At 68.5% G+C, this 17,613-nt stretch carries 15 protein-coding genes, 1 tRNA gene and 4 pseudogenes; 8 read left to right on the forward strand and 12 right to left on the reverse strand.

Features of this window, described 5'->3' with window-relative positions; genetic code table 11:
* Positions 1-21: 21 nt before the first annotated feature.
* The 4 genes and pseudogenes from NF20_RS01590 to NF20_RS27895 all read left to right on the forward strand — a co-directional run bounded on the left by NF20_RS01590 (position 22) and on the right by NF20_RS27895 (position 3,162).
* Positions 22-890, forward strand: a pseudogene (locus tag NF20_RS01590) (alpha/beta fold hydrolase).
* Positions 891-972: 82 nt separating this feature from the next.
* Positions 973-1,641 carry a S1 family peptidase gene (locus NF20_RS01595; RefSeq protein WP_003877170.1) on the forward strand — a complete coding sequence of 223 codons (669 nt, stop codon included), beginning with the start codon at positions 973-975 and terminating at the stop codon, positions 1,639-1,641.
* A 131-nt stretch (positions 1,642-1,772) separates the two neighbouring features.
* On the forward strand, positions 1,773-2,243 hold the full coding sequence (locus NF20_RS01600; protein ID WP_023866584.1) for a lipoprotein LpqH: 471 nt from the start codon (positions 1,773-1,775) through the stop codon (positions 2,241-2,243).
* Between the two features lie 751 nt (positions 2,244-2,994).
* The gene (locus NF20_RS27895) at positions 2,995-3,162 is read left to right on the forward strand and encodes a hypothetical protein (RefSeq protein WP_155947427.1); all 168 of its coding nucleotides are present in this window, start codon (positions 2,995-2,997) and stop codon (positions 3,160-3,162) included.
* Between the two features lie 130 nt (positions 3,163-3,292).
* On the opposite strand, the pseudogene NF20_RS01610 reads toward NF20_RS27895, so the two are convergent.
* Positions 3,293-4,232: pseudogene (locus NF20_RS01610) on the reverse strand (transglycosylase SLT domain-containing protein).
* 140 nt (positions 4,233-4,372) lie between these two features.
* On the opposite strand from NF20_RS01610, the gene NF20_RS01615 reads away from it, so the two are divergent.
* Together NF20_RS01615 and NF20_RS01620 are read left to right on the forward strand one after the other, a co-directional pair.
* Complete coding sequence (locus NF20_RS01615) at positions 4,373-5,122, forward strand: DUF732 domain-containing protein (RefSeq protein WP_019733301.1); 750 nt, start codon at positions 4,373-4,375, stop codon at positions 5,120-5,122.
* 146 nt (positions 5,123-5,268) lie between these two features.
* Entirely contained in the window at positions 5,269-7,128 is a 1,860-nt protein-coding gene (locus NF20_RS01620) for a tetratricopeptide repeat protein (protein ID WP_019733300.1), read from the forward strand.
* A gap of 81 nt (positions 7,129-7,209) precedes the next feature.
* Here NF20_RS01620 and NF20_RS01625 read toward each other — a convergent pair.
* Positions 7,210-7,281: transfer RNA gene (locus NF20_RS01625), tRNA-Thr, on the reverse strand.
* A 29-nt stretch (positions 7,282-7,310) separates the two neighbouring features.
* On the reverse strand, positions 7,311-8,027 hold the full coding sequence (locus tag NF20_RS01630; RefSeq protein ID WP_003875751.1) for a hypothetical protein: 717 nt from the start codon (positions 8,025-8,027) through the stop codon (positions 7,311-7,313).
* Positions 8,028-8,185: 158 nt separating this feature from the next.
* Here NF20_RS01630 and phoP point away from each other — a divergent pair, with 158 nt between their 5' ends.
* Together phoP and NF20_RS01640 are read left to right on the forward strand one after the other, a co-directional pair.
* A complete protein-coding gene (gene phoP, locus NF20_RS01635) occupies positions 8,186-8,905 on the forward strand; it encodes a two-component system response regulator PhoP (protein WP_003875752.1) in 720 nt (239 codons plus the stop codon).
* A 46-nt stretch (positions 8,906-8,951) separates the two neighbouring features.
* Positions 8,952-10,398, forward strand: a pseudogene (locus tag NF20_RS01640) (sensor histidine kinase).
* Between the two features lie 79 nt (positions 10,399-10,477).
* Here the strand turns inward: NF20_RS01640 and NF20_RS01645 are convergent.
* The 9 genes and pseudogenes from NF20_RS01645 to NF20_RS01685 form a co-directional block, all read right to left on the reverse strand.
* Positions 10,478-10,774 (reverse strand): annotated as a pseudogene (locus NF20_RS01645) (HIT family protein); the annotation flags it as partial.
* A 34-nt stretch (positions 10,775-10,808) separates the two neighbouring features.
* Positions 10,809-11,231 carry a ketosteroid isomerase family protein gene (locus tag NF20_RS01650; protein WP_003875755.1) on the reverse strand — a complete coding sequence of 141 codons (423 nt, stop codon included), beginning with the start codon at positions 11,229-11,231 and terminating at the stop codon, positions 10,809-10,811.
* 69 nt (positions 11,232-11,300) lie between these two features.
* A complete protein-coding gene (locus NF20_RS01655; protein ID WP_003875756.1) occupies positions 11,301-12,428 on the reverse strand; it encodes an NDMA-dependent alcohol dehydrogenase in 1,128 nt (375 codons plus the stop codon).
* Positions 12,429-12,600: 172 nt separating this feature from the next.
* The gene (locus NF20_RS01660; protein WP_003875757.1) at positions 12,601-13,149 is read right to left on the reverse strand and encodes a hypothetical protein; all 549 of its coding nucleotides are present in this window, start codon (positions 13,147-13,149) and stop codon (positions 12,601-12,603) included.
* A 3-nt stretch (positions 13,150-13,152) separates the two neighbouring features.
* Positions 13,153-13,362, reverse strand: a complete 210-nt coding sequence (locus tag NF20_RS01665) for a ferredoxin (protein WP_003875758.1) — start codon at positions 13,360-13,362, stop codon at positions 13,153-13,155.
* 12 nt (positions 13,363-13,374) lie between these two features.
* Entirely contained in the window at positions 13,375-14,730 is a 1,356-nt protein-coding gene (locus NF20_RS01670; protein WP_009974879.1) for a cytochrome P450, read from the reverse strand.
* The gene (locus NF20_RS01675) at positions 14,727-15,554 is read right to left on the reverse strand and encodes an SDR family oxidoreductase (RefSeq protein ID WP_003875760.1); all 828 of its coding nucleotides are present in this window, start codon (positions 15,552-15,554) and stop codon (positions 14,727-14,729) included. Before NF20_RS01675 ends, NF20_RS01670 begins: the two co-directional genes overlap by 4 nt.
* A complete protein-coding gene (locus NF20_RS01680) occupies positions 15,555-16,781 on the reverse strand; it encodes a cytochrome P450 (protein ID WP_003875761.1) in 1,227 nt (408 codons plus the stop codon).
* Positions 16,778-17,425, reverse strand: coding sequence for a TetR/AcrR family transcriptional regulator (locus NF20_RS01685; RefSeq protein WP_003875762.1), 648 nt, complete (start codon positions 17,423-17,425; stop codon positions 16,778-16,780). The genes NF20_RS01680 and NF20_RS01685 overlap by 4 nt, the downstream gene beginning before the upstream one ends.
* Positions 17,426-17,613: the final 188 nt, after the last annotated feature.

Consider the following 17,613-nt stretch of genomic DNA (forward strand, 5'->3'; position numbering starts at 1 on the left):
CCTTAGTATCACCTGGTGCCCATGGCAGCCGAACCCTTCACGATCCGCGGCCCCGGCGGCGTTCAGATCGTCGCCGACCGTCTCGGGGATCCGCGGGCGCGCGCCGTGGTGTTCCTGCACGGTGGCGGGCAGACGCGGCGGTCGTGGGGCAAGGCGGCCGCCGCCGTCGCCGCGCGCGGGTGGCAGGCGGTCACCGTCGACCTGCGCGGGCACGGCGAATCGGACTGGTCCGGCGACGGCGACTACCGGGTCGTCAGCTTCGCCGCCGACGTGCAGGCGGTGCTGGGCACGCTGCCCCGAAGCCGGTGCTGGTCGGCGCCTCTCTCGGCGGTTTCACCTCGATGCTGCTCGCCGGCGAACTGTCCCCTGGCATCGCGAGCGCGGTCGTGCTGGTGGACATCGTGCCGAACATGGATCAGTCCGGGGCCAACCGGATTCACGCCTTCATGGCCGACCGGGTGGACTCGGGATTCGCCTCGCTCGACGAGGTCGCCGACGCGATCGCCGAATACAACCCGCACCGGCCGCGGCCAACCGATCTGGAGGGCCTGACCACCAACCTGCGTCGCCGCGGCGATCGCTGGTATTGGCACTGGGATCCGCAATTCATCAGCGGCACAGCGGCTTTCCCGCCGTTCGAGGTCACCGACCCGGATCGGATGCACGCGGCCGTCGAGGCGATCCTGCGCGACGGCGTGCCCATCCTGCTGATCCGCGGCCAGATGAGCGACCTGGTCAGCCAGGAGCGCGCCGACGAGTTCCTGGCGCGCTTCCCCCAGGTCGAATTCACCGACGTGCGCGGGGCGGGGCACATGGTCGCCGGCGACCGCAACGACGTTTTCGCCGACGCCGTGCTGGATTTCCTGGCCCGCCGCCTCGACGTCGAATGAACCGTGGGAAGGGCTGGGCGCCGGCCTCTTTCGGCCGGGCGGCGCTGCTACTATCTGCCGGGCGCAAGCGGAGGAGGGCGGCGTGACCGTGTCGTGGCTGCGGGGGTCGGGGCTCGTCGGGGCGGTGTTGGTGGCCGCCACGGCGGTGGCGAAAACCGCGGGCGCGGCACCGCCTCCGGCCCTGCCGGCCCCGCCGCCGTCGCCGGGCATCGGCGTCGATCACGAAAACGGCAGGTGCACAGCCGGATTCGCCGCCCAGGGTTCCGACGGCAGCTACTACCTGATGACCAGTGGGCACTGCGACGCGCACGACGGCGCGGAGTGGACGTACGGGAACGACGCTCCGCTGGGCAGGATCTCGGCCAGTGAACACGAGGGCGACAAGCGGGACGCCGCGATCATCCGGCTCGAGCCGAGCGTCGGCATGCCCGTCGGTGACGTCGGTGGCAGGTATCAGGTGCGGGATGTGTTGAGCCGCCCGCAGATTCAGGTCGGCATGCCGTTCTGCAAGATCGGGGCGGTCACCGGGGAGACGTGCGGTGCCATCAAGGGCGTCGACGGCGACGTCGTCGAGGCCAGCGTGTTCAGCCTGGACGGCGACAGCGGCAGCCCGGGGTTCGTGATGAATCCCGACGGCAGCGTGAGCGCGGTGGGCCTATTGATGTCCTCGCCCGACGGGGACGACTACACCACCTACTTCATGCTGGTCAATCCGCTGCTGGACCGGTGGGGCCTGCGGATTCTGCCGTGACGTTTGCGCATCTGGGGCATGGGGTATCCGCCGCACCGGCCTCGAACGCGTCGGCCCCGGGACCGTTGACGGGCTGTCGGCGCGGCCAACGTCAAGAGGCGGGCGGAACCAGCGACACGAAGGGAACAGTAGTGAAGCGTGGGATCGTAGTGGGGGTGGCCGGAGTGGCCCTGGTGATCGGGGCGAGCGCCGGTTGTTCGAGCAACAAGTCGAACACCGGGGCGTCCGGTTCGTCGGGCGCGCCGGCAGCGGCGGCCCCGCAGCTCATCGTCGACGGTCAAACCCAGAACGTCAGCGGGCAGGTCACCTGCACCACCAACGGTGACAAGACCACCATCGGCATCGGCGACCCGACCGCCGGCCTGGGCGCCGTGGTCAGCAACGGCAATCCGCCCCTGGTGCATTCGGTCGGCTTAGGCACCGTCAACGGCGTCGCGCTCGGCTTCTCCGACGCCGCCCCGAATCAGGGCGGCAACGCCGGGGCCGCGGTGAACGGAAAAACGTGGGCGATCAAGGGCACCGCGACCGGCGTCGACATGAGCAACCCGCAGCAACCACAGCAGGTAACCAAGTCATTCGAGTTGGACGCCACCTGCCCGTAGTGCAGGCCGTCGGACACCCAAGGGGGACGCAGCTATGTCAATGAAACGTGTGGTCGGCGCCGCCGCGGTGGCGGCCGGCCTAGGCATCTCCGCGGCGTCGCTGAACGCCGGATCGGCCTACTCGGCTCCGCTTGACCCCCCGCCGCCGTGCCCGAACTGCCACGGTGGTGGTGGTGGCAACCCCGGCGGGCCGGGCGGTGGGTCCGGCGGCCAGCCGGCCGGTCCCGGGGGCGGCGCCGGCGGCCAGCATGGCGGCGGCAACACCCCGCCGCAGGGCGGGCAGAACAACGCGCCGCAGAACGGCCCGAACAACCGCCGCAGAACGCCCGAACAACCCGCCGCAGGGCGGGCAGAACAACCGCCACAGGCGGCAGAACAACCCGCCGCAGAACGGCCGAACAACCGCCGCAGGCGGCCCAACAACGCGCCGCAGAACGGCCCGAACAACCCGCCACAGGCCGGCAGAACGAGCCCGGCGGCCAGTACCCGCCGAACCAGCACGGCCAGAACCCGCCGCAGAACGGGCAGAACCAGCCGCCCTACGACCACGACCAGAACCCGCCGACGCCGGGCGGACCGACCAATGCGCCGGCGAACACCAGAACCGCCGCCGCCACCGGAGCGGCAGCGCTACGCGGCGCTGAACCGCCAACACCCAGCCGCCGCACCCGCCGTACGTGCCGCGTCACGACGTCGTCACCGCCAGTGCCCAGATCGGCGGCCGGCCGGTGCCGACGTCCAATTCAGCATCGTGGGTCGCGGCGCGCCCCCGCCGCCGCGCGAGCACGGCTACGGCTGGAACGACGGCCCGCCGCCGCACCACCCGCCGCCGAACTGGTACGGGCCGCCGCCTCCCGGCGGCTGGACGGTCCGCCGCCTCCGGTGGCTGGAACCGGCCGTGGGACGGACCGCCGCGTGACGTGGCGGTGGCGCGGGCCGACTTCGGCCCTTCAGCTACAACACCTTCACCGTGATCCCGGTCTTCAACTGGCAGTACGGCGGTTGGGCTACTGGTTCTTCGGTGTGTGGTGCCGCTGTACTGATCCGCGTCACTGCGGGTGCGCCGCCACGTAGTCGGCGGCCGGGATCGGTGACGACGCGTCGTAACCGATGGGCAGCAACACGTCGCCCGCCGTCGTGAAGCAGTAGACGTCCCACCGGTAGTAGGCGGTGAAGGTTGCGGGGTCGGCGGCCATCAGCGCCGCATACTGGTCGACCGCGCGCACGTATTCGCTCGCGTGGTTGTAGGCGTAGATGGCGTGGTCCCGATCGGCGGCGAAACCGTTGGCCGCCAGGTAGCGGCCCGCGGCCAGGATGCTGTCGCGCGGCGAGTGGATGTCGCCGCCCTGCCCGTAGCCGGCGAAGGTCGACGGCAGGAACTGCATCGGCCCCTGCGCGCCCGCGGTGCTCGCGCCGACGATGCTGCCGAACCGCGTCTCGATGAAGTTGATCGCCGCCAGGTAGTTCCAGCCGACACCGGACTCCGCCTCGGCCTGGTGGTAGTAGCCGAGCAGCTCGTCGGCGGGGGCCGGCGGCTCGATTCGCCACGCCGGCAAGGTGTTTCGCACCGGAGTCAACGCGGTGAGCTGCCGGCGGGCGTCGACGTTGCGGTCGTAGACGTCGATGAGCTCGGCCGGGATCCGCCCCCGCGCGGTTGCCTCCCACTCCGGATGGCGGGCGATGGCGCGATAGGCCGCCTGTTCGCGGTGCGCGGCCGCCGTCAGGCCGGCTCGGCGTACCCGGGTCGCGCAGGGCGCGCTCGTCGGCGACGAGGTCGTCGCCGAGCTGCGCCGGGTCGGAGGCCAGCCGCGGCTGCGCGCCACCGGGCGTGTCCGCGTCGGCGGGCACCATTCGCGACGCCGGCGCCGAGGGCGCGGCGGTCCGCGTCGCCGTTGGGCGCGGCACGGCCGACGGGTGCGACGGCGAACAGCCGGCGAGTGCGACCAGGACCGCGGCGGCGACGAGCGGTGCGGTGCGCCGATTGCTCACGGTGAATCCTTAGGGCCGACGGGTTCACAGCGAGTCTTTCGCATCCGGGCGCGCCACATCAATGCCGCGGCGGCGATCGATCGGGATTGGTCGGCGCCCGGGGCTTGTGACAATGCCGCGACACTCTCAAACTGGTTGATATGCGCGACCGCGAGACCATCGACGCGGAATTGCGGCGCATCGCCCTCGCGCGCCGATCGATTCACCGGCAAGGCGGCCAACCGTCATCGCGCGAGGTCGACGAACTGCTCGACGAGCTGCTGGCCCACAGCGCCGGCCAGGCCGTCCCCGACCAGGCGGCATCGCCGGAAACCGCGGCGGCCGCCACGCCCCGCCGGCACGGCGGAGCGCTGCGCCGCGCTGGCCTACTCGCGGCGTTGCCGCTGTCGCTGATCGCCGTCGCAGCCGCTGCGGTGATGATTTTCTTTGTCCACCAACGCGATTCGACGGCACCGGCGACCCAACCCGCGCCGTCGGCCGCGCCGCCCAAAGCGGCGGTGCCCAAACCGCCCGCGCCGCGGATCGAGATGGCCGACATGGCGTTCATCGCCGCGCTGAAGCACGAGGGCGTGCCGGTGCCCAGCCAGGACTACGTGATGAAGCAGGGGCACGCGGTGTGCGACTTTCTGGCCCAGCAACACAATTTCGCCGACGCCATCGGGTTCGTGCAGCGCTCGTCGATCTGGAACGCCGAGCAAAGCGCCGAGGTCACCGCTGGCGCCATCGTCGCCTACTGCCCGCAGTCGCAAGCCACCGCGGCCGACCTGACCGGCCCGGCCTATCAGAACACCCTCTCGGATCTGCAGGCCATCGAGGGAAAACTGCAGGGCATCGAGGGCGATCTGCAGGGAATTCAGCGGGACCCGGACAACATCCCGGGCCACCGGTAACCGTAGCCGGCGCGCAGCGGTTCGGTCATATCGCCGCAGCGCCACCGGTTTGCGGCATAAAGTCCCCTTCGTCCCGATGATTCTGCCGGCGCGCGACGGGGGAAATCATGTTCGATGCAGTCCGCTGGCGTTTGTCGGCGGGCGCGATGGCCGTCGCTGTCACCGTCGCCGCATGCTGTGCGCCGTCCGAACCGGCGGATCCCTGCATGGTCGCCTCCGGCGCGGCAGACGAGTCGCAGGGCATGGATGCCATGGCGATGGCGACCGAGGCCTGTCCGCTGGTGCGGCTGACCGAGAACGATCCCGACCCGCCGTTGTATCCCTACCTCGGAAGCGCGCATTGGCACGTGCCCTGGGCGCAGGAGTATTTCGATCAGGGCTTGCGCTTCTACTTCGGGTTCAACAACCGCGAGGCCTATCGCGCATTCAAGAAAGCGGCGCGTGACGCCGAGGACAACGACATCGCCTGCTCGGCGTGCTATTGGGCGCAGGCCCTCGTCCTGGGCGTCGACCTGAACATGCCGAGGGAATTGGAGCCCGACCGCGACGCCGCGAACAACGCGCTGCGCCGCGCCGCCCGGCAAAAGCCGAACCGGGAAGACGACAAAATCATCGCCGCCCTAACCGGACGCTATCGGGACTGCCCGAAAACCGTCGACCCCAGGAAATGCCAGGCGGGCCGCAACCAGGCCTACTACGACGGGATGAAGGCGGTGGTGGACGAGTTCGGCCGCGACGACCCCAACGTCATCACCCTGTTCGCCGACGCGGCGATGAACATGACGCCGTGGGCGTACTGGAAGGACGGGAACCCCGTGTCCCCGCGGACCACGCAGGCGCGGGAGTATCTCGAAAAGGCTTTGGAATTAAGCCAATACCCGCCGAACGAGGGCCCCATCCACTGGTACATCCATCTGATGGAGCAGTCCCGCACACCGGGCGCGGCGGGCAAGTACGCGGACCGGCTCGCGGCGCTGGCGCCGAACTCCGGTCATCTGGTGCATATGCCGTCGCACATCTACTACCGGATGGGCGACATGCCGAAGGCGATCAGGGCCAACAAAGAGGCGATCGACGCCGACGAAAGGTATTTCGCGACCGAACCGCATCTGTACCGCCCGGACGGCGACCGCTACCGGTACGGATATTATTTGCACAACATCCATTTCGTGATCGCCGCCGCCGCGTTGAGCGGAGACGACGACGAACACGACGTCAACCGTTACGCGGATAAGTTGCTGCAGTGGCTGCCCGACAACGCCAGCGGTTTCCGCGCCGACGTCTACCGGTCCGCCTACTATTTGGCCAAGATCAATTTCTCCAGCACGGCCGACATCCGTGGCGTCGATCCGCCGAGCCCGTTCAATCAGCAGCCGCTGGCCACCATCGCCTACGACTTCGCGCGGCTGATGGCCGATATCTGGGACAAAAACAATTCCCCGCACTGGCTGGACACGCTGGACGGCGACGTCGCCAGATACCGCCAACACGCAACCGCCAGCGGCAAACCGAACGCGGACTGCGATCCGAAGCTGGAGCTCCCGAAACCCGAGCTGTGCCTGGCCGCGATCCTGCGTGACCTGGGGCATGCGCGGGCGTCGGCGGCCAAGGCCGATTGGGGCGCCGCGGCCGATGTTGCCAACGAAGCCGTCGACATCCAGGACAAGCTGCCCTACGACGAGCCGCCCCTGTGGCCCTACCCCGTGCGCCAGACGCTGGCGTCGATCCTGATCCGCCGGGCGATCGCCGCCGGCAACCCGATGGAGCGGGTCCTGCACCTGGCGGCGGCCAAGGAGCTGCTGCTGAAGAGCCTCAACAAGGGCAAGGGCGACGACCCCGAGCAGACCCCGATCGGGACCTACCCCGGCAACGGCTGGGCGTACTACGGGCTGCTGGAGATCGCGACGCGGGACGGCTCCCGACCGGAGGTCGTCAAGGCGGCCGACGCCGAACTGGCCCGGCACTGGTTCGGCGGTACCGGCTACCGAAACCTCGATCGCCTCTAGGCCGCGCCTGAAGGGCGTGCGAACCCGAAGCCGTTGCCGGGCAAGGCAATCGAAGGCCGCCCGAAGGCGACCGATGCTGCGAGCCCCCTGTCAGGATTGAACTGACGACCGCTCGCTTACAAGGCGAGTGCTCTACCACTGAGCTAAGGAGGCGGGGTAAAACCGGACCCCAGCCTAATCGCTCACTCGTCGGTGTCGATCACGCGTGCCGATCGCACCGCGCGCGACGACGGGCGCCGCCGGCCCGGCAACGGGATCCGGTCGGCGATGTTGCTCAGCGGGTTGACCACCATGGTCAGCGCGACGACGGCGTCCTGCAACGTGGCGATCGCGGGCTCGAGCGCCTCCATCCCGGGCGTCAACCGCGCCAGGGTGTCGGCGACGTCGGCGAGCTGGTCCAGCGGCCCGTGCTTGGCGGTCAGCTTGTCGATCAGCCCGCCCTCGGCCAGCAGCCGGTCGGCCAGCCCGTCCTCGGCCAGCAGCCGCTCGATCAGCCCGTCCTCGGCGACCAGCTGGTCGGCCAGCCCGCCGGGCTGCAGGGTGCGTTGCAGGGCGCCGCCCTCGGCGGTCAACCGGTCCAGCAGGCCGCCCTCGCTGGTCAGCATGTCGACCACCCCGCCCGGGCGCAGCAAACGGTCGAGCGGCCCGTCCGGCGCCACCGCCCGGCCCAGCGGCGCGTCGTCGTCGAGCAGCCGGGCCAGCCGGTTGGCCCGCACGATCGCGTCGTCGATGCCCAGCATCGACGTCATCGCGTTGGTGCCGGCGGTGCCGCTGTCGCCCAGCGCCCGCTTCGCCACGCCGACGGCCGCGCTGGCCACGCTCAGACCCGCGTCCGCCGCGGCCAGCCCCGCCCGGGCCGGAGCGGTCGCGGCCGACACGATGTTCTTGGCGAGGTTCATTCCCCGAGTCTATGCACGATGAGGCCCGGAAAACCCCGATCCGTCCCAAGGCAATGCGATGATTCCTGGCAGACTACTATCAGTCTGTTGGCACTGAGCTCGCAGGAACCACACAATCTTTCCATAGCAAACGTTCAAGCAAGGGACACCAGCACCTCATGACATCGGCCACCCCCACTGACGCCAAACCGGAGGCCCGCGTTCTCGTCGTCGACGACGAGGCCAACATCGTCGAACTGCTCTCGGTGAGCCTGAAATTCCAGGGGTTCGAGGTCCACACCGCCACCAACGGCGCCCAAGCCCTGGACCGGGCGCGCGAGGCCCGTCCCGACGCGGTGATCCTGGACGTGATGATGCCCGGCATGGACGGGTTCGGGGTGCTGCGCCGGCTGCGCGCCGACGGCATCGACGCGCCCGCGTTGTTCCTGACGGCGCGAGATTCCTTGCAGGACAAGATCGCCGGGCTGACCCTGGGCGGCGACGACTACGTGACCAAACCGTTCAGCTTGGAAGAGGTGGTCGCCCGGCTGCGGGTCATCCTGCGGCGCGCCGGTAAGGGCGGGGCCGAACCACGCAGCGCCCGACTGACTTTCGCCGACATCGAACTCGACGAGGAAACCCACGAAGTGTGGAAGGCCGGTCAACCGGTCTCGCTGTCGCCGACCGAATTCACGCTGCTGCGCTACTTTGTCATCAACGCGGGCACGGTGTTGAGCAAGCCGAAGATCCTCGACCACGTGTGGCGCTACGACTTCGGAGGTGACGTCAATGTCGTCGAGTCCTACGTGTCGTACCTGCGCCGCAAGATCGACACCGGCGAGAAGCGGCTGCTGCACACGCTGCGCGGCGTCGGCTATGTGCTGCGGGAACCGCGCTGAGCGCGCGCTCGGCCACCGGCGGTAGCGAGGAATCGGTCAGATGGTGGTGACAAGGCCTCGACGCGGACTACCCCTGCGGGTGGGGCTGGTCGCCGCCACCCTGGCCCTGGTCGCCTGCGGTCTGGCCGTCTCCGGCATCGCGGTGACGTCGATCCTGCGGCACAGCCTGGTCAGCCGCATCGACTCCACCCTGCTCGACGCCTCCCGCGGCTGGGCGCAGGCACCGCGGCGCCAGTCGTCCTCGGCCTACGAGGGCCCGGATCCGGGCCGCCCGCCGTCGAAGTTCTACGTGCGCGGCGTCAGCACCGACGGGACGCCGTTCACCGCCATCAACGACCGCAACGCCGAACCGGCGCTGCCCGCCGACAACGACGTCGGACCCAACCCGACGACGTTGCCCTCGGTGAACGGTTCGGACATCCAGTGGCGCGCCGTGTCGGTGCGCGGCCCGCACGGGCTGACCACGGTGGCCATCGACCTGTCCGACGTCCAGCACACCGTCAGCTCGCTGGTCTGGCTGCAGATCGGCATCGGGGTCGCGGTGCTGGCCGTGGTGGGCATCGCCAGCTTCGCGGTGGTGCAGCGCAGCCTGCGGCCGCTGGTCGAAGTCGAACAGACCGCCGCGGCGATCGCCGCCGGCCAGCTGGATCGCCGTGTGCCGGAACGTGATCCGCGCACCGAGGTGGGCCGGCTGTCGCTCGCGCTCAACGGCATGCTCGCGCAGATCCAGCAGGCGCTGGCGTCCTCGGAGTCCTCGGCCGAAAAGGCCCGCGGCTCCGAGGACCGGATGCGGCGCTTCATCACCGACGCCAGCCACGAGCTGCGCACCCCGCTGACCACCATCCGGGGATTCGCCGAACTGTATCGCCAGGGCGCGGCCCGCGACGTCGCGATGTTGTTGTCGCGCATCGAAAGTGAGGCCTCGCGGATGGGCCTGCTGGTCGACGACCTGCTGCTGCTGGCCCGGCTGGACGTACAGCGGCCGCTGGAACACCACCGGGTGGACCTGCTGGCGCTGGCCAGCGACGCCGTGCACGACGCGCAGGCGATGGACCCCAAGCGCACCATCACCCTGGAGGTCCTCGACGGCCCCGGCACCCCGGAGGTGTTCGGCGACGAGCCCCGCATCCGGCAGGTGCTGGGCAACCTGATCGCCAACGCCCTGCAGCACACCCCGGAAAGCGCCGACGTCACGGTGCGGGTGGGCACCGACGGCGACGACGCGGTCCTCGAAGTCGCCGACCGGGGTCCCGGAATGAACGAGCAGGACGCGTCGCGGGTGTTCGAGCGGTTCTACCGCACCGACTCGTCAAGGGCGCGGGCCAGCGGCGGCACCGGGCTGGGGCTGTCCATCGTCGAGTCGCTGGTGCGCGCGCACGGCGGTACCGTCGGCGTGACGACCGCGCCCGGCCAGGGCTGCTGCTTCCGGGTGACGTTGCCGCGGATCAGCGACGTGCCCGCGGTTCAGGCCAGCTGAGCCAGGGCCGCCTTGATCTTGGCCTGGGCCTCGTCCAGGGACTCCGGGGACGGATTGCGGTCCACGTTGGCGAAGCCGAAGTCGCTGAGGCTGCGGGTGGGGAAGACGTGCACGTGCAGGTGCGGCACCTCCAGCCCGGCGATGATCAGGCCGGACCGTTCGGTCCGGAACGCCTTGCACACGGCCTTGCCGATCAGCTGGCTGACACCCATGACCCGGTTGAAGGCCGCGCTGTCCACGTCCTGCCAGTTGTCGATCTCCTCGCGCGGCGCCACCAGCGTGTGGCCCTGCGTCATCGGCTCGATCGTCAGGAATGCGACGACGTCGTCGTCCTCGTAGACGAAGCGGCCGGGGAGTTCGCGGTTGATGATCTTGGTGAAGATCGACGCCATGGGCCCAGCATAGGTGCGCCGGATTCGGCGCGGCTCACGACTCCTGGCCGAACTGCATCATGTCCAGGTTCCAGTACCCGCGCATGTTGGTGATCAGCCCCGCCTCGTCGACCTTGTAGGTGAACACCCCGCGTACCGAGCTGGTGACGCCGCCGTCGAACCTGCTGTTGAGCACCAGGATGTGGGCGATCTCGTCGGGCGACGACGACGGGAAGGTCTCCTCGCAGGTGATGGAGAGCTGGTTGGCCGCGATGTTGGCGTCGAAGAACGCGCCGACGGCCTCCTTGCCGCGGACCCCGGTGCCGTCCGGGTTGGTGACGGACTTGCCGATCGGGTCCTCGATGACGACGTCGTCGGACATCAACGCCAGCCAGCCCGCCCGGTCGTGCGCCTGCACGCACCGCCACGAGGCCTGCGACGCGGCCAGCGCCGGGGATGCCGCTGCGGTTTCGGTCATCTGTACTCCTGATGTTGCGCACCCCATGGCGCCGATTCGTCCCGGCGCCACGGGGTGGCCGAAAACGGGTTACCGGTCGGCGTCGGTGTAGCGGATGACGCCGCGAATGTTCTTGCCGTCCAACATGTCCTGGTAGCCGTCGTTGATCTGCTCGAGCCGGTACTGGCGGGTGATCATGTCGTCCAGGTTGAGCTTGCCGGCCTTGTACATCGACAGCAGCTGCGGGATGTCGTACTGCGGGTTGCCGCCACCAAAGATGGTGCCCTGCAAGTTCTTCTGCATCAGGGTCAGCATCGCCAGGTTCAGCGTCACGTTGGTGTCCAGCAGGCTGCCGATGGCGGTCAGCACGCAGGTGCCGCCCTTCTGGGTGATGTTGAGGTAGTTGTCGACGTCGGCGCCCTGCAGTTCGCCCACGGTGACCACGACCTTGTGGGCCATCAGGCCGTAGGTCACCTCGGCCATGCCGGCCATGGCGGCCATGATGTCGGGGTAGACGTGGGTGGCGCCGAACTTCAGTGCCTGGTCGCGCTTCCACTCCACCGGGTCGATCGCGAAGATGTAGCGGGCGCCGGCGTTGACCGCGCCCTGCAGCGCCGCCATGCCCACGCCGCCGACGCCGACGATGGCGACGTCCTGGCCCGGCCGGATGTCGGCGGTGCGGACCGCCGACCCGTAACCGGTGGTGACGCCGCAGCCGACCAGCGCGGCCACCTCGAACGGGATCGACGGGTCGATCTTCACCACCGAGCTGCGGTGCACCACCATGTACGGAGAAAACGTGCCCAGCAGTGTCATGGGGTAGACGTTCTGGCCGCGGGCCTGGATGCGGAAGGTCCCGTCGGACACCGCTTCGCCGCCCAGCAGACCCGCACCCAGGTCACACAGGTTGCGCATGCCCGCCTGGCAGGTCGGACAAGAGCCGCAGGACGGGATGAACGACAGCACCACGTGGTCGCCCGGGGCGATGTCCTCGACGCCGGGGCCGACCTCGGTGACGATGCCCGCGCCCTCGTGCCCGCCGAGCACCGGGAAGCCGGCCATCGGGATGCCGCCGGTGACGAGGTGATGGTCGGAGTGGCACATGCCCGCCGCTTCCATCTGGATCTTGACCTCATGCGCTTGCGGGTCGCCGATCTCGATTTCCTCGATGGACCAGGGCTGGTTGAACTCCCAGATCAGTGCGCCTTTTGTCTTCACGATGGTCCTGACCCCATTTCGCCTTTGAATTGAGACCGACCGGCCCCTTCATGCCGGCCAGCTAGGTGACGGGTGCCACAGGCACCCTTGTCGCGTCAGCATAGCGCGTGCAACGAATCAAATGCTTGGTTGGTACCCGCGGCGATCGCAAGCGCGGCGGGGCGATCGGTGTTCACCAGATCGGAACGGGCGCCTGGCCGAGCGGGTAGTAGCCCGGCAGCTTCTCGCCGGCGACGCTGCGCTCGATCCGCTTCTGCATGCCCGCGGACAGATCGCCGGATTCGATGAGCTTGCCGAACATCTTCGCGACGTGACCGAAGTCGAAGAAGTCGCGCTGCCATTCGATGAGGTTGTCGCTGTTGAGCCGAAACCAGCTGCCGCCGATGCCGTAGATCTCGTCCTGGGTGCCGTCGGCCTTGTTGACGATCTGCTTCCAGAAGCCGACGATCTCGCCCTGCTTCTCGTCGATGAGCACCTTCTGGTATTCGTAGACCCAGTTCTCCAGGCCTTCCATCTCCAAACCCAGTGCGATATCCCGGATTTCGTCGACCCCGACGCACATCACGTCTTCCTTGGGGCCGATGTTCCAGCCGTAGGTGGCGTCCTTGGCGTAGAAGTCCGCCAGCGGCCGCCAGTCTCCGGCCTTCTCACAGTCCTTGTTGGCCTGCAACCAGCGGTCGACCCAGGCCTCGAGTTCTTCGCGTGACGCCGTTGCTGTCATGGGTCAGTCTTCTTTCTCTTTGATGAACAGTGCTTGGGTTGGGCACATTTCGACCGCGCGCTCGACCTCATCGCGCGCGTCTTCGGGCGGCTCGGGGTCGACGATCTCGACCTTGCCCCGCTTGGGAACCCGGAAGTAGTCCGGGGCCTCGAGTTCGCACATGGCGTGGCCCTGACACAAATCCAGATCCGCTTCGATTCTGAATCCGCTCATCGGACGTACTCCTTACGCATTGCGCTTGCGGTAGCGGACCTTCGCCGGCCGGGCGAGCTGCACCACCATCTTGGAGTGGTCGTTGCGGTAGCTGTCCGCGGGTTGCGCCATCTCGAAGTCGTACTCGCGCAACAGGACCGAGAAGATCGCCTTGATCTGCATCTGCGCGAACGCCGCACCCACACAACGGTGCCGGCCCGCGCCGAACGGAATCCAGGTCCACCGGTTGACGATGTCGGCCTGCTCGGGCTTGTTGTAGCGGTCGGGCTTGAACGCGTCCGGGTCGGGAAAGTCCTCCGGGATGCGGTTGCTGATCGCCGGGGAGGCCGCGACGTAGTCGCCCTCGTGGATGGGGAAGCCCTCGACCTCGAACTCGCCCTTGGCCACCCGCATCAGGATGATCAGCGGCGGGTGCAGCCGCAGCGTCTCCTTGACCACGTTGTCGAGCTTCGGAATCGACCGCAGCGCATGGAAACTCACCTCCTGGCCGTCGGCGTAGAGCTCCTCGAGCTCGGCCAGCACCTCGGCGTACACGTCGGGATGGCGGATCAACTCGATCAGCGTCCACGCCGAGGTCCCGGAACTGGTGTGGTGCCCGGCGAACATCAGCGAGATGAACATCCCGGTGATCTCGTCGGCGGAGAACCGCGGCTTGCCGTCCTCGTCCTTGATCGACACCAGCACGTCGAGCATGTCGCGGTCGGCCTTGTCCTTGGGCGGGTTGGCCAGCCGCTGGTCCATGATCTCCTGCACCAGCGCAACGAGTTTCACCCGCGCCTCGTCGCGTCGTTTGAAGCTCTCGATCGGCAGGTAGGGATCGACGTAGCACAGCGGGTCGGTGCCGCGTTCCAGGTCGTGGTAGTACTCGGCGAACCGGTGGTCGAGCTGCTCGCGGAACTTCAGCCCGATCAGGCACGCCGTCGAGGTGTAGATGGTCAGCTCGGCGAAGAAGTCGAGCAGCTCGATCTCGCCCTCGTCCCCCCAGTCGGCGATCATCTTCTTGACCTCGCCCTCGATGGTGCTGGCGTGGCCCTTCATCTGCTCGCCGCGCAGCGCCGAGTTGTGCAGCATCTCCTTGCGCCGCTCGGGGCTGGCGTCGAACACCACGCCCTTGCCGAAGATCGGCGTCATGAACGGATACGCCTCGGCCTGGTCGAGATCCTCGTCGGCGGAGCGGAAGAAGAACTCGTTGGCCTGGGCGCCCGAGAGCAGGATGACGTGCTTGTCCACCAGCTGGAACCAGCCGACGTCGCCGCACTCGTCGCGCACGCGCTGCATCAAACCGATTGGGTCGGTGCGGAATTCCTCGAGGTGGCCGTGTTCTTCCTCGCCGCCGGAAACCCGGGGCACCACGGTGCTGGTCGTCATTGTCCTGGCATCCCCTCTTCGCCGAGTGCGAGCTTCTGGCGATCCTTGTTGTCCGCCAACGGCGCTTCGGGCTGAAGCTCCATGTTCGCGATGAAGCCGCCGCGCGGTGTCTCGGCGACGAACGTGATGGCTCGCGCCAGGTCCGCCGCGCGCAGGAAGTAGTCGTGGCGTGCCTGGCCCCATTTGGCCCAGTCCTCCAGGGCCGGGCCGATCTTCTCGGCCGGCAGGCTCCATCCCATCGCCGTCTTCGTCGGGCCCGGGTGCACGACCGAGGCCCGCACCCCGGTGCCCTCGAGCTCCATCTGGAAGTTGTTGACCATCGCCACCAGCGCGGCCTTGGCCGCGCCGTAGGCGCCCATGTGCGGCCGCTGGCGCAGGGCCACGTCGGAGCCGACGAAGATCAGGTCGCCGCGTTGCCGCTCGAGCATGCCCGGCAGCACGGCCGAGGCCAACCGGAAGGCGCCGACCAGATGTATCTGCAGTTGCGACTCGAATTCGTCGCCCGCGATCTCGGCGAGCTTGCCGAAGTAGGTGTCGCCCGCGCCGGCGACCAGCACCTCAATGTCGCCCAGCGCGTCCACCGCCTGTGCGACAAAGGATTTCACCGAGTTCGGGTCGGTGACGTCCAGGTGGAATCCCACCGCTTCGCCGCCGTCGGCGTTGATCTTGCCGACGATGTCGTTGAGCTTCTCCACCCGCCGGGCGCCCAGCGCGACCGGGAAGCCGTGCGCCGCGAGCTCGATCGCGGTGGCCTCGCCGATCCCGGAGGAGGCCCCGGCCACGATGGCCGGGCGACGTTCGGGCAACGGATCAAACCGGGGCATTCAGCGGACCTCCACGCTCATGGGTAGGTGAGCGAATCCGCGGACATTGCTGGAGTGGACGCGGACGGCGTTGGCCTCGTCCACCTCATATCCGCGGATTCGCTTGAACAACTCGGTGAGCGCAACCCGGGCCTCCATCCGCGCCAGATGCGCGCCCAGGCAGAAGTGTGCGCCACTACCGAAACTCAACAGTTTGGGCCCGATTTCGCGCCCGATCAGATAATCGTCGGGGTTGTCGAAGACCCGCTCGTCGCGGTGCCCGGACCCGGGCAACAGCAGCAGGACGTCGCCCTCGGGAATGGTGGTGTCGTACAGGGTCAGCGGCCCGGAGACGGTGCGGGCCAGGATCTGGCTGGAGGTGTCGTAGCGCAACGTCTCCTCGACCCACAACGGCACCCGGGACAGGTCGTCGTAGACGGGCGTCAGCTGGTCGGGGTTCTTGTGGCCCCAAAACGCGGCATTGGCAAGCAGTTTGGTGGTGGTCTCGTTACCGGCGATTACCATCAGGAACATGAACCCGAGCACCTCGTCGTCGGTGAGCCGGTCGCCGTCGATCTCGGCCTCCAGCAGCGCCGACGTCAGGTCCCCGGTGGGCTTCTTGCGCCGCTCCTCGACCATCCCCTGGTAGTAGACGATGAGGTTGAGCGAGGCTTCGACCGCCTCCGGCGGCACGTCGGTGACCCCCTCCTCGCGGTGCATCACGCCGTCGGCCCAGGCCCGCACCTGAACTCGATCGGCCTGGGGCACACCCATCAGCTCGGAGATGACGTCCATGGGCAGCTTGCCGGCGAATTCGTCGACATAGTCGACGGCGCCGCCGGCCGCAGAGCCCGCCTTGTCCAGCATGGTGTCGAGGTGCTGGGTGGCGATCTCGGTGACCCGGGGCTCCAGTTCGCGAATCCGCCTGGGCGTGAAGCCCTTCGAGACCAGCGTGCGCAGCCGCAGATGGGCGGGGTCGTCCATCGCCAGGAACGACATCGTCTTGGACGCGTGCGGGCCGCGGGACGCCGGGTCCAGCGAGACGCCGTACTTGTTGGAAAGCGTTGTGCTGTTGCGGAATCCCTGCAGCACGTCTTGATGCCGGGACAGCGCCCAGAACTTCAGTTCGTCGTTGCGGTACAGGGGGGCCTCATCGCGAAGCCGCTTGTAGTACGGGTAGGGGTCTTCGTGGAAGTCGTAATCGTAGGGATCGAGCACCAACTCGTGGTCGCCCACATGGACGGTCATCGTGTGTCTCCAGCCTCTGTCTCTGGGCTTGCCTGTGTGGTGCCGGTCAGGATGAGCCGCACCACGTAGGCCAGCCGATCGGCGATCTCGCGGTAGCTGAACTCGCCGCTGCCGGCCTGGACCAGCGCGCCGAAGAACGACATCTCCAGCGCCGACACCGTGGTCGGGTCGGCGTCGGGGCCCATCGCCGAGGTGATCCGGCGGTGGATCTCCACCCCGATCCGGTCGCGCGCCGCGCGCACCGCGGGATCGGCGCCGCCGCTGAGCAACGCCGTCGTGCAGGCCGCGCTCACCTCCGGCTCGTCGGCGACCACCAGGGCCAGGTGCCGCAGCACCTGTTCGACCCGGGTCGGCATCGGGTCGTTGACGTCGGTGAAGTAGGGGACCTGGCGCACCAGGTCCAGGTAGACCTCGGCGATCAGGTGGTTCTTCGACGAGAAGTAGGTGTAGGCGGTGGCGGGGGCGACCTTGGCGCGGGCCGCCACCGCACGCACCGTCAGGTCGGAGTAGGACTTCTCCCGCAGCGTTTCGATCCCGGCGGCCAGCACCTTGCGGAAGGTCTCCTCCTGGCGCCGGTTGCGCGGCGGCTGACCGGTCTCACCGCCGGCGTCGGATGTGATAGTCACCAGGGCGTCGCTGGACACATGTCCAAGCTAGCGGACGGGTTCGCCACGAAGCAAGCCCGATCCGGAAAGACACCGGTTAATCAGCTGTTTTCGCGCCGTTTCGGGTGGCTTGCCGCGATCGCCCCTTGCACCGCCTGTGGGCGGGAGACTATGGTTCGATCGGACAATATCGGACAACTGTCCACTAGCTTGGCGGGCCGGCTTCG

It is taken from the genome of Mycobacterium sp. MAC_080597_8934 (genome assembly GCF_000523975.1).
Taxonomy (GTDB): Bacteria; Actinomycetota; Actinomycetes; order Mycobacteriales; family Mycobacteriaceae; genus Mycobacterium; species Mycobacterium avium.

Bases quoted from the DNA above. Each gene is read 5' to 3' on its own strand.
- NF20_RS01670 (WP_009974879.1), bottom strand. From the start codon at position 14,730: ATGACGACCAGCACCGTGGTGCCCCGGGTTTCCGGCGGCGAGGAAGAA.
- NF20_RS01620 (WP_019733300.1), top strand. From the start codon at position 5,269: ATGGCCGTCGCTGTCACCGTCGCCGCATGCTGTGCGCCGTCCGAACCG.
- phoP (WP_003875752.1), top strand. From the start codon at position 8,186: ATGACATCGGCCACCCCCACTGACGCCAAACCGGAGGCCCGCGTTCTC.
- NF20_RS01615 (WP_019733301.1), top strand. From the start codon at position 4,373: ATGCGCGACCGCGAGACCATCGACGCGGAATTGCGGCGCATCGCCCTC.
- NF20_RS01675 (WP_003875760.1), bottom strand. From the start codon at position 15,554: ATGCCCCGGTTTGATCCGTTGCCCGAACGTCGCCCGGCCATCGTGGCC.
- NF20_RS01665 (WP_003875758.1), bottom strand. From the start codon at position 13,362: ATGAGCGGATTCAGAATCGAAGCGGATCTGGATTTGTGTCAGGGCCAC.
- NF20_RS01680 (WP_003875761.1), bottom strand. From the start codon at position 16,781: ATGACCGTCCATGTGGGCGACCACGAGTTGGTGCTCGATCCCTACGAT.
- NF20_RS01630 (WP_003875751.1), bottom strand. From the start codon at position 8,027: ATGAACCTCGCCAAGAACATCGTGTCGGCCGCGACCGCTCCGGCCCGG.
- NF20_RS01650 (WP_003875755.1), bottom strand. From the start codon at position 11,231: ATGACCGAAACCGCAGCGGCATCCCCGGCGCTGGCCGCGTCGCAGGCC.
- NF20_RS01660 (WP_003875757.1), bottom strand. From the start codon at position 13,149: ATGACAGCAACGGCGTCACGCGAAGAACTCGAGGCCTGGGTCGACCGC.